The organism is Pseudomonas sp. Y24-6 (genome assembly GCF_020295325.1).
Lineage (GTDB): Bacteria > Pseudomonadota > Gammaproteobacteria > Pseudomonadales > Pseudomonadaceae > Aquipseudomonas > Aquipseudomonas gregormendelii.
The window spans coordinates 206259-219932 of record NZ_JACBXG010000008.1 but is presented as its reverse complement, the minus strand read 5'-3'; the positions used below and the strand labels follow the sequence as shown (position 1 = coordinate 219932).

General features: G+C 57.3%; 14 protein-coding genes and 4 pseudogenes. 6 read left to right on the top strand and 12 right to left on the bottom strand.

From position 1 onward, the window contains the following. Nucleotide 1 precedes the first annotated feature (1 nt). From modC to HYI44_RS17225, 5 genes are all read left to right on the top strand, one after another. Nucleotides 2-1081: a molybdenum ABC transporter ATP-binding protein gene (modC, locus tag HYI44_RS17245; RefSeq protein WP_225570036.1), complete on the top strand. Its 1080-nt coding sequence runs from the start codon at nucleotides 2-4 to the stop codon at nucleotides 1079-1081. 75 nt (nucleotides 1082-1156) lie between these two features. Further along, complete coding sequence (locus HYI44_RS17240) at nucleotides 1157-2203, top strand: DNA topoisomerase IB (protein WP_225570035.1); 1047 nt, start codon at nucleotides 1157-1159, stop codon at nucleotides 2201-2203. Nucleotides 2204-2338: 135 nt separating this feature from the next. Beyond that, nucleotides 2339-2560 carry a hypothetical protein gene (locus HYI44_RS17235; protein ID WP_045058297.1) on the top strand — a complete coding sequence of 74 codons (222 nt, stop codon included), beginning with the start codon at nucleotides 2339-2341 and terminating at the stop codon, nucleotides 2558-2560. 112 nt (nucleotides 2561-2672) lie between these two features. Next, nucleotides 2673-2903 carry a hypothetical protein gene (locus HYI44_RS17230; RefSeq protein WP_046038414.1) on the top strand — a complete coding sequence of 77 codons (231 nt, stop codon included), beginning with the start codon at nucleotides 2673-2675 and terminating at the stop codon, nucleotides 2901-2903. Between the two features lie 327 nt (nucleotides 2904-3230). Further along, nucleotides 3231-3656: a hypothetical protein gene (locus HYI44_RS17225; RefSeq protein WP_122840616.1), complete on the top strand. Its 426-nt coding sequence runs from the start codon at nucleotides 3231-3233 to the stop codon at nucleotides 3654-3656. Nucleotides 3657-4299: 643 nt separating this feature from the next. On the opposite strand, the pseudogene HYI44_RS17220 reads toward HYI44_RS17225, so the two are convergent. Both HYI44_RS17220 and HYI44_RS17215 read right to left on the bottom strand, forming a co-directional pair. Beyond that, nucleotides 4300-4737: pseudogene (locus tag HYI44_RS17220) on the bottom strand (plasmid pRiA4b ORF-3 family protein); the annotation flags it as partial. Nucleotides 4738-4740: 3 nt separating this feature from the next. After that, a pseudogene (locus HYI44_RS17215) lies at nucleotides 4741-4956 on the bottom strand (transposase domain-containing protein); the annotation flags it as partial. Nucleotides 4957-4978: 22 nt separating this feature from the next. Between HYI44_RS17215 and HYI44_RS17210 the strand changes: the two are divergent. After that, nucleotides 4979-5136, top strand: a pseudogene (locus HYI44_RS17210) (transposase domain-containing protein); the annotation flags it as partial. Between the two features lie 53 nt (nucleotides 5137-5189). Here HYI44_RS17210 and HYI44_RS29650 read toward each other — a convergent pair. The 10 genes and pseudogenes from HYI44_RS29650 to HYI44_RS17160 form a co-directional block, all read right to left on the bottom strand. Continuing rightward, nucleotides 5190-5363: a TetR/AcrR family transcriptional regulator gene (locus tag HYI44_RS29650; RefSeq protein ID WP_225570034.1), complete on the bottom strand. Its 174-nt coding sequence runs from the start codon at nucleotides 5361-5363 to the stop codon at nucleotides 5190-5192. A gap of 116 nt (nucleotides 5364-5479) precedes the next feature. Next, nucleotides 5480-6694 carry an OprD family porin gene (locus HYI44_RS17200; protein ID WP_412548498.1) on the bottom strand — a complete coding sequence of 405 codons (1215 nt, stop codon included), beginning with the start codon at nucleotides 6692-6694 and terminating at the stop codon, nucleotides 5480-5482. 267 nt (nucleotides 6695-6961) lie between these two features. Beyond that, nucleotides 6962-7963 (bottom strand): branched-chain amino acid ABC transporter permease, encoded by a 1002-nt coding sequence (locus tag HYI44_RS17195; protein WP_412548497.1) that lies wholly within the window; start codon nucleotides 7961-7963, stop codon nucleotides 6962-6964. Nucleotides 7964-7968: 5 nt separating this feature from the next. Further along, the gene (locus HYI44_RS17190; protein WP_225570031.1) at nucleotides 7969-8856 is read right to left on the bottom strand and encodes a branched-chain amino acid ABC transporter permease; all 888 of its coding nucleotides are present in this window, start codon (nucleotides 8854-8856) and stop codon (nucleotides 7969-7971) included. 71 nt (nucleotides 8857-8927) lie between these two features. Next, the gene (locus tag HYI44_RS17185; RefSeq protein ID WP_225570030.1) at nucleotides 8928-10142 is read right to left on the bottom strand and encodes an ABC transporter substrate-binding protein; all 1215 of its coding nucleotides are present in this window, start codon (nucleotides 10140-10142) and stop codon (nucleotides 8928-8930) included. 108 nt (nucleotides 10143-10250) lie between these two features. Then, nucleotides 10251-10973, bottom strand: a complete 723-nt coding sequence (locus HYI44_RS17180) for an ABC transporter ATP-binding protein (protein ID WP_225570029.1) — start codon at nucleotides 10971-10973, stop codon at nucleotides 10251-10253. Further along, entirely contained in the window at nucleotides 10970-11746 is a 777-nt protein-coding gene (locus HYI44_RS17175) for an ABC transporter ATP-binding protein (RefSeq protein ID WP_225570028.1), read from the bottom strand. The genes HYI44_RS17180 and HYI44_RS17175 overlap by 4 nt, the downstream gene beginning before the upstream one ends. A 189-nt stretch (nucleotides 11747-11935) precedes the next feature. Beyond that, nucleotides 11936-12298, bottom strand: a pseudogene (locus HYI44_RS17170) (integrase core domain-containing protein); the annotation flags it as partial. A 25-nt stretch (nucleotides 12299-12323) separates the two neighbouring features. After that, complete coding sequence (locus HYI44_RS17165; RefSeq protein ID WP_225570027.1) at nucleotides 12324-12641, bottom strand: DUF485 domain-containing protein; 318 nt, start codon at nucleotides 12639-12641, stop codon at nucleotides 12324-12326. 671 nt (nucleotides 12642-13312) lie between these two features. Beyond that, entirely contained in the window at nucleotides 13313-13531 is a 219-nt protein-coding gene (locus HYI44_RS17160; RefSeq protein WP_225570026.1) for a hypothetical protein, read from the bottom strand. Nucleotides 13532-13674 lie beyond the last annotated feature (143 nt).

The following is a 13674-nucleotide window of genomic DNA, read 5'->3' as shown; positions in this document are numbered from 1 at the left end:
GATGATTGATATGCGCTTGAAACTGGACTATCCGGGGTTTGCCCTGGACGTCGATCTGCAATTGCCCGGCCGTGGCGTGACGGCGCTGTACGGACATTCCGGCTCCGGGAAGACCACCTGCCTGCGGTGCATCGCCGGGCTGGAGAAGGCTGGTCAGGCTTTTATCCAGATCAATGATGAAGTCTGGCAAGACAGCGCGAAGGGGGTTTTCGTGCCAGCACACAAGCGCGCCCTGGGCTATGTGTTCCAGGAAGCGAGCCTGTTTCCGCATCTGTCGGTGCTGGCCAATCTGCAGTTCGGCCTCAAGCGCATTCCCGCCTCCCAGCGGCGGGTCGACATGACGCACGCGACCGAGCTGCTGGGCATTGGCCATCTGCTTGATCGACATCCGCAGAACCTGTCGGGCGGCGAGCGCCAGCGCATCGGCATAGCCCGCGCATTGCTCACCAGTCCCCGGCTGCTTTTGATGGACGAGCCACTCGCGGCGCTCGACAGTCAGCGCAAGAACGAGATCCTGCCGTACCTGCAGCGCCTGCACGACGAACTGGAAATCCCCGTCCTGTACGTCAGCCACTCACAGGATGAAGTGTCGCGCCTGGCCGATCATATTGTTCTGCTAAGCGATGGCAAGGCCCTGGCCAGCGGACCGATCGGCGCCACCCTGGCGCGTCTCGACCTGCCGCTCGCGTTGGGAGACGAAGCAGGCGTGGTGATCGAGGGCCTGGTTGTCGCTTACGATGCCCACTACCAGTTGCTGACGCTGCAACTGCCCGCCTGCGACATGAACATTCGCGTAGCGCACTCGCCAATGACCCTGGGCCAGGCGCTGCGGTGCAAGGTGCAGGCACGAGATGTCAGCCTGAGCCTGCACGCCGCCGAGCACAGCAGCATTCTCAATCGCCTGCCCGTCACGGTGATCAGTGAAATGCCCGCGGACAATGCCGCTCACGTTTTGATACGCCTGGAAGCCGGTGGCACGCCGCTGCTGGCGCGCATCACGCGTTACTCCCGGGACCAGTTGGGTGTGCATCCCGGCCAGCAATTGTGGGCGCAGATCAAGGCGGTGGCGGTGCTGGCTTAAATTCGCCGGCACCACTGCGATTGCGTGCGGTCAATCGCTGTAACGGCCAATTGATTGCAAGCCAGGACTACCGCCATGCCCGATACCGATCTGCCCGTTGCGTTGCCTCCCGATCTGCACTATGTCGATGACACGCAACCTGGAATCACCCGCCGGAAACTACGCGGCAAGTTCTGCTACTTCGACTCGACCGGCCAGCACATCACCGATCCGGACGAGGTCAAACGCATCAATGCCCTCGCGGTGCCGCCGGCCTACACCGACGTGTGGATCTGCGCCGATCCACGCGGCCATCTGCAGGCCACCGGACGTGATGCACGGGGTCGCAAGCAGTATCGTTATCATGCGCGCTGGCGTGAAGTACGCGACGCCGACAAATACTCACGCCTCAGAGATTTCGGCCTGGCTTTGCCCAAGTTACGCAAGCAACTTGAAGCATTGCTCGAGGCTCCCGGCTTCAGCCGTGACAAGGTCATGGCCACCGTAATCACCTTGCTTGACGCGACACTGATCCGCGTCGGTAACGCTCAATACGCCCGGGACAACCGCTCCTACGGCCTGACGACCCTGCGCAGCCGCCATGTTGAAGTCAATGGCAGTGCGATCCTGTTCCAGTTCCGCGGCAAGAGCGGCGTAGAGCATCAGATCACCGTCAAGGACCGGCGCCTGGCGCGAATAATCAAGCGCTGCCTGGAGATACCCGGACAGAACCTGTTCCAGTATCTGGACGAAAACGGTGAGCGCCGCACGGTGAGTTCTTCAGACGTAAACGCCTATCTGCAAACGCTCACCGGCGCCGACTTCACCGCCAAGGATTACCGCACCTGGGCCGGCAGCGCGCTGGCGTTGTCGGTGTTACGCGAATTGCACTGGGAGCCGGAATCAGACGCCAAGCGCCACGTGGTTGAAATGGTGAAAAATGTCGCCAAACAACTGGGCAATACCCCGGCGGTGTGCCGTAAGTGCTACATCCATCCGGCGGTGCTGGAGCATTTTCTGTTGGGCGCGCTAGCTGAGCTGCCAAAGCCCAGAACCCGCAAGGGGCTGCGAGCCGAGGAAGTCGGACTGGCCATGTTCCTGGAGAAAATGGTCGAAACGACGCAGATCGCCGACATGCGATGACCCTCGAAGGGCTAGCAGGGCATGTGGCTGGCACCGAATGTGCCGGACCCATAGAGCTTTGGCCCTGCGGATTTTTTGCACGATTGCAAATGGCTTCTATAGTTGATGTGAACAAGAATCTGCAGCGGTGGAGCCATGGAAGACATATTCGTCGTCAAGCGGTGCAACAAGATCATCATCCACGGACGCCGAGCCGGTGAAGTCAGCCATGCGCCACCCGATGCCTCGGTCTGGTACAGGGTGACAGACACCCGCACCCGCGGCTTCATCGGCGACGGATTCGATTTGGAAGAAGACGCGCGCCGTGAATGTCAGCGTCTCAATGACAGGTCCCGTGTGACGGTCCGACAGGGCTGAAGTACGGGTCTATACTTGAAGCGCTGACGGAGCGGCTTACCCATCGACAGCCTGCTCGCACCTTGCGGGTTGTTTGCTGCCATTTACCAGGTTTCTTGAACGGAGGTGTGTCATGTCCGAAAAAGAGTCCATCACCACCCTGCTTACCCTGCTTGATTCACGCCAGGCGCGACTGGCGGCTGCGTGCAAGGAAATTGCCGACTGGGTCGATCATCAAGGCGGGCACCCAACTGCCCTGCGAATCCGCGATCGGCTCAATGACATTGAAAAAGACACGCCGCTCATCCGCAACACCCTGTCCTCACTGCAACCGGTTGACAGGCCGCTGCCGCGCTTCAGGTAGTAAGCACAGGACGCCCCGATGCAAGCGCTGTTCTGATTCAGGACGCATTAACGGCGACGCCACCGTCACCGGATGCGTCCTTGTCTGATTGAAATGACCTCTTTTTAACCACAAGGCCTTGCGAAACTCTTTTCACGTCCCTTTCACATCGAGTGCCCTACAGTGGATTCACTCCTTTGATGAATCCCCTTGGCCCGCCCGCATGCGGGTCATTTTTTTGCCCGGGATTCAGTGGGCGCCCAATCCAATGGAACGAGGCCGTTCAGCGCTTTTCAAACTCCATATGCCCCCGAATTGACCCTGGGGCGCTTCGGAGAGGAAATCCCGATGAACAGTAAACTCCTGCTTTTGCTCGCCTGCCTGAGCCCAGGCATGGTGGTAGCCCAAGGATGCGACGTCACCACAAGATCACAGAGCCCTTCCGTGCCGGTGGTCGAATCCCACACCTGTTATGAATACGAAGGCATGCCGGTAGATGCCATAGACTGGTCCTGCAGCAATGAAAGCCGGGAAATGCTGACCAGCACCAAGAAGAAGGTCCAGCAGTGTGGCGATCACTACCAGGCCACCTGCCTTGCAACCCTCACCCAGGAATCCCTGGCCAACCCGCAATCAACCAGCAAGGACAAGGACAGCCAGTCCATTAACATCCCTGACAATGCGAAAATCAGCACCTTCTATTACGGAGCCGAGAATCTGCGGCAATCGAAGATCGACTGCGAGAGCGGCGGTGGCAGCTGGAAAGCCAAGTAGCGGATACGCTTCGCCCGGTCTGGACCATCGACCCTCATGCAAAAGGCAAAGGTTTATGGAGGCGCAACAAAAAAGGCTTGCATGAAGTATCTCATGCAAGCCCTTGATATATGTGGTGCCCGAAGCCGGAATCGAACTTTTATCTTTGTTATTGAAAATAAAGGGAAATTTTGAGTTCGAAAAATTTTCTACCTCTATGTGTATCCTCAGTCTGCGAACAGCCTCAGTATCCGGTATTGAGCGTTGCTACCGGTTTCCACCGAGTAATCGCCATGGAAAATTCGGGTGTGGTCGTCCACACGGAAGGGTCCTTCGGTGAGTGGACTTTTCCAATTGTACGACTGGAACGCAGTAGAGCACCGCATGAACGACAGCGAACCTAACTCCGGTTGGACCAGAAACGGGTCGCAGACCACCGATTTCATCGGATTTGATCAGCAGGGAACGACCCAATACTGTCGATGGCGACAGGCAGCATCAGTCGATAAATGCAGTCGATCGGTTTTGCGAAAACCTTCAAACCACCTGATTTAGAAACCCAAGACCACCCAGCTTTCATGGATTGAATGGTCTTGGGGCTGTCTTGCGAAAACTCTTTCAGGGCTGTGCCTATAGCTCACAGGGACAACCCTTGCGCAATTCAACCCGGCTCACCACCCACGTCTTCCGGTGGACAAGCATTGGCACCGTCGACGCAATACGGCACCTGGGGACAGGCAATAGCAGGCAGCACTTTTTCGACTTCGATCCGGTGATCCCAGCTGTCGCCAAAGTCATAGAGGTAGCGAAACGTCTTTTTCCCATATAACGCTTTGATCAGGGTCTTGCGGGCCTCCGGGTTAACGGGTGGGCCCCACCCCTCGAGGTCGGGAGTGCCGTAATTCTCACCGGCAATTTCAAACTCGTGCAGATGCCCGCCCTCCCAGCCCATCGCGAACTGGATCACCGTGTGCAATTTGCCCAAAGTGATGTTCTCGGGCACGGCCACGCGGCGCCAGATGGCAGGTTCGATCCACTTCAATTCAATGTGCAGTAGCAACAGGTCAGGCTCGGGTTTTGGCAAACGAACAGTTTTGACCATGGATCAGGCGGCCTCGCAGAGTTCCGTGGGGGTGAGAGAAACGTTCCAGGGCAGCAGTTCGTCGACCCGATTGATCGGGTGTTCGGCAATGCGCTCCAGCACGTGTGTCAAATAGGCTTGCGGGTTCAGGTCATTGAGTTTGGCCGAACCCACCAGGCTGTAAATCGCAGCCGCTCGTTCTCCGCCGGCATTGGAACCGACAAACAGGTAATTTTTACGATTATGCCAAGCTTGGCATAATCGCAAGAACTGGTTGTTCAGCGATACGCCCAAGGGCGCCACGGCCAGGAGCCCTATACGTGGCTGCGCCACGTACTGGAGCGCTTGCCGCTGGCGGCTTCGATTGAAGACTTCGAAGCCTTGCTGCCGTGGAGCTGCACCCCGACTATCTCGCGCTAAATGCACACATCGGTTTTTTGCCATGTGTGGTTTATGGGGCGCTTACAAATATCCTACTTGCAACTGAAATAATTATAAATACTACCCGGGTGTATACCAACTTGCTGCGCAAGCGCACGTATGGACATTCCGCCGAAGCCGTGGGAGGCCATTAACTCACAGGCAGCTTCAAGAATGACCTCTTGTGTAGGCCTGAGTGGGCGAATTTCTGAGTGGCTGACGGACATCGCTGTACCTCCACGAATACAATGATAGTGTTCGCTCCACAGTGAACTTTTAATTCATATAAATAATTGAAGATTGCGGCCGCTTGTTGCGGCCGTAATCCTGATGAGGGTCGCGCTTACCAGATTGGCAAACTGTAGCTGACAATAAAACGGTTCTCGTCCAGATCGCTACCGATGTTACTTCGGGTGGTGGCGTTGCGCAGGCGCAGGCCAAGGTTCTTCAGCGGCCCGTCCTGGAACACATAGGCGATGTCGGTGTTGCGCTCCCAGGTCTTACCCTCGCTCAGCCCTGCACCACGGTCGACGTTATCGCCGGACAGGTAGCGGGTCATAAAACTCAGCCCCGACACGCCGAGGGCGGCGAAGTCAAAGTCATATCGCAATTGCCAGGAGTGCTCGTCCTGGTTACCGAAATCGTTGATCTGCACCAGGTTGATCAGCGCGTTGTCGGCACCCGCTACGTAAGCGAAGCCGGTGTCGCCACTCAGACGCTGATAGCCGGCGGTGAAGCCATTGGCGCCGAGGCGATAGGTGAATAGCGCGCCAAAGGCATCGTTATCGACATTGCTGCCGCCGTCATCGGTGGAGCGCGCGAAACGCAGGTCGGTCTTGAAGCTCTGCCCCTCACCCAGTGGCAACTGGTGCACCAAGTTAACCAAGTGCTGCTTGTAGATGCCGTCAAGACCACCGTAGTAGTAACTGGTGGATAGTTGAGGTGTCCATTTGTAACTGCCGCCGCCGAACAGGAACTCGTCACTGGCCTTGACGTTGCCCAGCACAATGTTGCGTCTGCCGCCGTTGAACACGGTCATGTCTTCGTTATCCGAGGAGTCGCGCTGGTTGACCCGATCGATGCGCCCCAGATCGAGTGTCAGGTCTTTCACCTCGTTGCTATTGAGCCAGGCACCGCGGAAGGTCTGTGGCAGCAGACGACTGTCATTACGCATCAGCGCTGGCACCACCGGCTGCAGCGTACCCAGTTTAAGGGTGCTCTTGGACGCGCGCAGCTTGGCAGTGAATCCCGCTTCGCCGTACTCGTCCTGGGCCCGTCGTGGGGCTTCACGATCACTCTTGAGGATGCCGGTGCCGACTCGGTCAGGGCTGGAATCGAGCTTGACGCCGAGCAGGCCTATCGCATCGACGCCCACGCCGATCGGGCCGTCGGTGTAACCCGATTCAACGCGTAATATAAAACCCTGAGCCCATTCCTCGGCCTTGGACTGCACAGCACCGTTCTGACGGAAGTCGCGATTCATGTAGAAATTACGCGTGTCCAGATTGGCTTTGCTGTCGCTGATAAAGTCAGCCGAGGCCGGCGCCGAGACGCACATAGCAGCAGCAAGACCCGACAAAGTGCAGAATGGCGCAGAACGATGTAGGTACATAAGGCTCTCCTCTCATAGGTGGGTAATGCGATCCCGGAACAGGCCGCTGCAAAGCAATACCCTGGGTGGTGGTCGGTGGAACCGACCTGTTTTTGTTTTGTTTTCCCACGCGTCGCAAACAACCCACTAACGACTCGAACGGCTAAATCAGGCCAACAGAGTCCCCCAACGCGGATTTTGATCCGCGCCTGGAGGGACAACTGCTTACTGGCTTTAGAAGTTACGTCGCGCCAACTTGAGTACCCAGCCCACGATCCCGACGCGGAACAGCAACACGCAGATAACGAAGATCGCGCCCAGGATTACATGCACCCATTCACCCAGTGGTCCGTTAGACAAGTAGCTCTGCAGTGTGACCACTACCGCGGCCCCTACGAAAGGGCCAAGTACGGTTCCCACTCCCCCAAGCAACGTCATCAAGATTACCTCTCCCGACATATGCCAATGGGCATCGGTTAAAGAGGCCAACTGGAACACGACTGTCTTGGTTGATCCGGCCAGGCCGGTCAGCGCGGCGGAGATGACGAAGGCCAACAACTTGTGCGCGTCGACGTTGTAACCCAGGGAAATCGCCCGCGGCTCATTCTCACGAATCGCCTTGAGCACCTGCCCGTAGGGCGAGTGGATGGTGCGCTGGATCACCGCATAACCGAACACAAATACTGCAAGGACGAAGTAGTACATCGTCATGTTGTTGTTCAGATCGAACAGACCCAGCAACTGGCCACGGGGCACGCCGTGCATACCGTTCTCACCACCGGTGAATGGTGCCTGCACGTAGATGAAGAACACCAACTGCGCCAACGCGAGAGTAATCATGGCGAAGTAGATACCCTGGCGCCGGATTGCTAGCAGGCCGAACAACAAGCCAAGGGCAGCGGATGCCAAGGTTCCGGCGAGAATGCCCAATTCGGTCCCTAGGCCGCTATAGTGACTGAGCAGATAGCCAGTGACATAGCCGCCGCTGGCGAGGAAGGCCGCATGACCGAAGGACAATAGACCGGCGTAGCCGAGCAACAGGTTGAAGGCGCATGCAAACAGTGCAAAGCACAGTAGCTTCATCAGGAACACCGGGTAGATCGCCAACGGCGCGGCCAGCGCTACGATAAACACTGTCAGATAAAACCAACGCTTGCGTCGTACAGCGGCCTGACGCCGCTCGTGGTCGGCATTCGGCTGCAGGATCTGAGCGCCTTGCTTGATTTCCAGACTCATCATGTTTACGCCTCTTTTCCGAACAGTCCCGCAGGACGAATCAACAACACGAGCACCATGACCAAGAACACCACGGTGTTGGCCGCCTCTGGATAAAAGACCTTGGTTAACCCCTCGATCAGTCCCATGGCCAGACCGGTGACAATGGCCCCCATGATCGATCCCATGCCGCCGATCACCACCACGGCAAACACCACGATCAGGAGGTTGGCTCCCATGGTCGGCGTCACCGAGTAGATCGGCGCGGCCAGCACGCCAGCGAACGCCGCCAGAGCCGCGCCATAGCCATAGGTCAGGGTGATCAATAGGGGGACGTTGATGCCAAACGCCTGCATCAGCTTTGGATTCTCGGTGCCGGCACGCAGGTAGGAGCCCAGACGTGTACGCTCGATCATGAACCAGGTGGCCAGACACACGACCAACGCAGCGACTATCACCCAGGCGCGGTAGGCGGGAAGGAACATGAAACCGAGGTTGTAGCCGCCCTTGAGCTGCTCCGGCATCGGGTAGGAAGAACCGGACACTCCGAACAACTTGACGAATGAGCCCTCGACGATCAGCGCCAGGCCAAAGGTCAGCAGCAAACCGTAGAGATGATCCTCTCCGGCGATCCGCCGCAACAGGCCGCGCTCAATGAGCATGCCAAGTGCACCCACCAGCAACGGCGCCAGCACCAATGCCACCCAGTAATTCACGCCCAGGTAATTGAACCCGAGCACGGCTGTGAAGGCACCCAGCATGTACTGGGCGCCATGGGCGAAGTTGATGATCCGCAGGAGCCCGAAGATGATCGCCAGGCCCAAGCTCAGCAAAGCATAGAAGGCCCCGTTGATCAGCCCCAGGAGCAACTGGCCTAACATTACGCTCAGGGGGATACCGAATATGACTGTCATGATTTACCACCCGCTGGAAGTCTGTAACACCCGGCTGGCAACAGCCGGGTCATAGCTGGAGTCACAACCGTTCAGTTTTTTGTCACCAGCTTGCACTTGCTTTCAGCCAGAGGACGGTAGGCTTCCTCGCCCGGAATGGTGCGAATGATTTTGTACAGATCCCACTCGCCTTTCGACTCCGCTGGAGTTTTGACCTGAGCGAGGTACATGTCGTGAACCATCCGGCCATCAACGCGGATCTTGCCGTTCTTGGCGAATATGTCATTGACCGGAGTCGCCACCATCTGTGCGCGTACCGTCTGCGCATCATCGCTGCCAGTGGCCTTGATGGCGTTCAGATAATTAGTGGTTGCCGAGTAGATGCCTGCCGGCACCATGCCCGGCATCTTGCCAGTGCGCTTGAAGTAGCGCTGAGCCCAAGCGCGGCTCTCATCGTTCATGTCCCAGTACCAGCCAGTGGTCAACATCAGCCCCTGAGTCACCGCTAAGCCCATGGCATGTATGTCGTTAAGGAACACCACCATGCCCGCTAGCTTCTGCCCGGATTGCGCGACGCCAAACTGACTGGCAGTCATTAGCGAATTGACGGTATCGGAACCGGCGTTGGCAAATGCAATCACTTCTGCGCCTGATCCCTGAGCCTGCAAGATGTAGGAGGAAAAGTCGCTGGTTGGAAATGGATGGCGAACCTTGCCGAGCACCTTGCCGCCATTGGCCTCGACGACCTTGGTGATGTCCGCTTCCATCGCATGGCCGAAGGCATAGTCGGCTGTCAGGATGAACCAACTCTTGCCGCCAGACGCGAGCACAGCCTTGGCGGTTCCATTGGCCAAGGCGTAGGAGTCATAGGTCCAGTGAATGTGATTGGGTGAGCAAAACTCATTGGTCAGACTGGAGGCCGCTGCGCCAGAAATCAACGCCAGTTTGCCGGCCTGCTCCACCACCTTGCTCGCCGCCAGCACTACCGAGGAAGCCACCATGCCGGTGACCATGTCGACATTGCGCTCATCCACCCATTGACGCACGGTGTTAGCACCAACATCCGGCTTATTCAGGTCATCGGCACTGAAGACCACGATTTTTTTGCCGTTGACCTGACCGCCAAAGTCCTCAACGGCCATATTCAGCGCTTCCAGACCGCCGGGGCCGGAAAGATCTCGGTAAGTTCCGGACATATCGGCCAGATAACCGATTCGTATCTCGTCATTGCTGATCTGAGCCTGGGCGGCGCTGACGAGCAGGCTGGAGACGAGAATTGCACGTGCAGTCTTCTGAAAAACCTTCATTTAGTTCACCCACTCTTCACAGTTATTGTTGTTGTTTCGGGCAAAACGACCCCATATCGGCGGGTCTGACGCCGCGTCGACATACATGTCGCAGGGATAAAGCGAATCTCAGACGCCGAGACAGTTCTGCAGGAGTTCTTGTTTCGACTCGAGCTCAGCGGCGCTGATTTCCTCTACGATCTCACCGTGGTCCATCAAGTAATGACGGTCAGCCAAAGGTGCTGCGAAGCGAAAATTCTGCTCCACCAACACAATGGTCAGGCCTTTCTTCTTGAGCTTGATCAGTACCTCGGCCAGCTTCTGTACAATCACCGGGGCCAAGCCTTCGGTGATTTCATCCAGCAGTAACAGATTGGCGCCCGTGCGCAGGACCCGCGCCATGGCCAGCATCTGCTGTTCGCCACCGGACAGGCGTGTGCCCTGGCTGAAACGCCGCTCATAGAGATTGGGAAACATCTCGTAGATTTCGTCGAGGCTCATGCCGTCGCTGCGCACCATCGGTGGCAGCAGCAGGTTCTCCTCGACATTGAGACTGGCGAAAATACCGCGCTCTTCCGGGCAGTAGCCGACACCCAGTCGTGGGACTAGGTGCGCGGCGAGACCGATGGTCTCGTTGCCATTGACCACGATCGAGCCAGTGCGTCGGCCCACCATATTCATGATCGCGCGCAGCGTGGTGGATCGCCCGGAGCCGTTGCGTCCAAGCAAGGTGATGAGTTCGCCACGCCGTACCTGCAGGTCGATACCGTGCAAGATGTGAGATTCGCCATAGAAAGCATGCAGGTCGCTGACCCGCAGCTGCTCGAAATCCGGAGTGTGCAGACTGTTCATGCGTGCCCTCCTGCAAGGCTGACAGCTTCACTGCCAAGGTAGGCCTCGCGCACCAACGGATTGGCGGAGACGCTGGCATAGTCTCCTTCGGCGAGAATCGCCCCCCGTGCCAGCACGGTGATGCGGTCGCACAGCTCGCTGACCACTCCCAGGTTATGCTCGACCATCAATACCGTGCGCCCTACGGCGGCCTGACGTACTAGGTCAATGACCATGTTGACGTCCTCGTGGCCCATGCCTTGGGTCGGCTCGTCGAGCAGCAACACCTCCGGATCCAGTGCCAGGGTAGTGGCCAACTCTAGTGCGCGTTTACGGCCGTAAGGCAGCTCGATGGTCAGGGTATTGGCGTAGTCGAGCAGCCCGACCTGCTCCAGCATCTGTAAAGCCCGCTCATTAAGACCATCGAGGCTGCGCTCGGACTTCCAGAAGTGAAAGGAGTTACCCAGCTTGCGCTGCAGTGCCACCCGGACGTTCTCCACCACACTCATGTGGCCAAACACTGCGGATATCTGAAATGACCGCACCAAACCTAAGCGGGCAATTTCATTGGGTTTCAAACGGGTGATCGACTGGCCACGGTAGAGGATCTCACCGTGGGTGGGCGGGAGAAACTTGGTGAGGAGGTTGAAAACGGTCGTTTTTCCGGCTCCGTTGGGCCCGATCAGTGCATGAATGTGTCCCGTCTGCACACGTAGATCGACCGAATCCACTGCAGTGAAACCGCGAAATTCTTTGGTCAAGCCACGCGTTTCCAACACGATTTCTGACGACATTTGAAGCCCTCTAACCTTGATTATTTTTATTGGTTATGGTGCTACAGCGCAAATTGACGTTTACGTAAACTACGCCGCCCATACAAAAAAATCTACTCAAATACAAGCTCTCCAGATGGACTCAGACACGCTGATATCCAATAGCCTCTATCGAACCATTTCAAGGTAGTTGTCGCGTCAACCGTCTAACTATGCCGCTCTTTTCTCGACCTGTTGCTCTCGATCCGGGTTCAACAGCACGGTGCCGATCGGCTCCCAGTTACGCGTTCGACCCGACCACCGTTCCGGCCTTTTCTCTTTGGCTCGTTCGTACGGCTCATGTCGCCGGGCTAAGACCTGATGGTCCAGTCCTCGATGCCGCTCAGCCGGTGTGACGAACCGGATACGGCTATGCCGGTGCTCGTGGTTGTACCAACGCATGAAGTCCCTCACCCACGCTCGTGCGGCGTCCAAACTGGCAAAACCATTCTGCGGCCATTGCGGGCAGTATTTCAGTGTTCTAAACAGCGACTCCGAGTAAGGATTGTCGTTGCTGACCCGTGGTCGGCCCCGNCATTGCGGGCAGTATTTCAGTGTTCTAAACAGCGACTCCGAGTAAGGATTGTCGTTGCTGACCCGTGGTCGGCCCCGCGTACCAGGCGGTAAGCAACCAGGACAGCAGGATAATTGTCACGCCGATCGGCATGCCGAGGCTGAGGTGACTGCCGTCGTACAGCGGCAGGTGCAGCCAGGCAGGGACGAAAGCCACCACCATGATGAAACTATAATAAATAGCCAGAACCACGCCGCTCAATGACCAGGCCAGCAGCGCGCGCTGGCGGGTGAGGTGCTTGAACTTGGGATTGGCCCTGACCTGTGCGCAGGTATGGGCGTGGTTCGGATGGTCAGTCGTCATAGTGAGGCTCCGAGTGTGATTTTTGTTGTTGTTTCCGCCTTTTCAGAGGCAGACGAGTACTCGGGCGACGCCCGTGCGGGGGCGTCACCTGAATGCGGTTGCAGGACTCATTGCCGGTCGAATGGACGTCCGGGGATGGGAGGGCGATGTGGGAAGTCGATGTCGTACCAATGCGTTATGAGCAGTGGCACGAGCCAGCGGAGCACAGTGAGGGGTGCCGTTATTGCGTAGCTGCACAACTGCTTGTGTTCGGCGTATACGCCGACGTCAACCCATGCACTCATGCTGTTCGCCCTATATTGTTTTTGTAGTGGCTTACTGGCTAGGAAACGATGCGGGTAAACCAGCTTGATCGCGAGTATAGGGTGGCTTTTTTACAATAAGAATTGGCAGAAACGCCTAATTGACATGCAAAAATGCATAGCGAAAAGTCAGTGAATTGGGAAAACATACGTTTCTTTCTTGATTTACGCGAGCGAGCGGGCAGCACGGCGACTCCATAATGCTCGGCCAGATCGCGGTAGCTGGGGTTGATGTCCGGCTCGTAGCGATGCGTCTTGGTGACGCCGCTGCGCAGATTATCGGGTTTTTGTTCCCTTCGCCGTTATGTGGCACTGGCTCGGCAGCCCCAGGAATGATGGGTGGCGCTCGAGCCGAGGGGCACATAAGAATCAAAGGGAATCGAGCCATTTCAGCAAGTCGACGTCCCGGTGCCAAGCGCCTTCTTGGGAGGATGCCGCCGAGGATTGATCGGGTGGAGCGCACAGAGCGACGGCAGCCTCCTTGGTCCGGATGTTGATCTCAGCATAACGGTTCGTCGTTTCCAGACCGACGTGACCCAGCCAGGCCCGAATGACGTTGATTTCAACTCCGGCCTCAAGCAGGTGCATCGCTGCGGTATGCCGACTATGTCTTGAGAGAAATAGCCGGCACTATCTACCCTCCCTGACTATGTCTTGTATTTGATCGACGGCCGCGTATTCCTGAGTGATACGTGGACCGGGCCAGACATAGTCTTGGACTCCTTCCATCA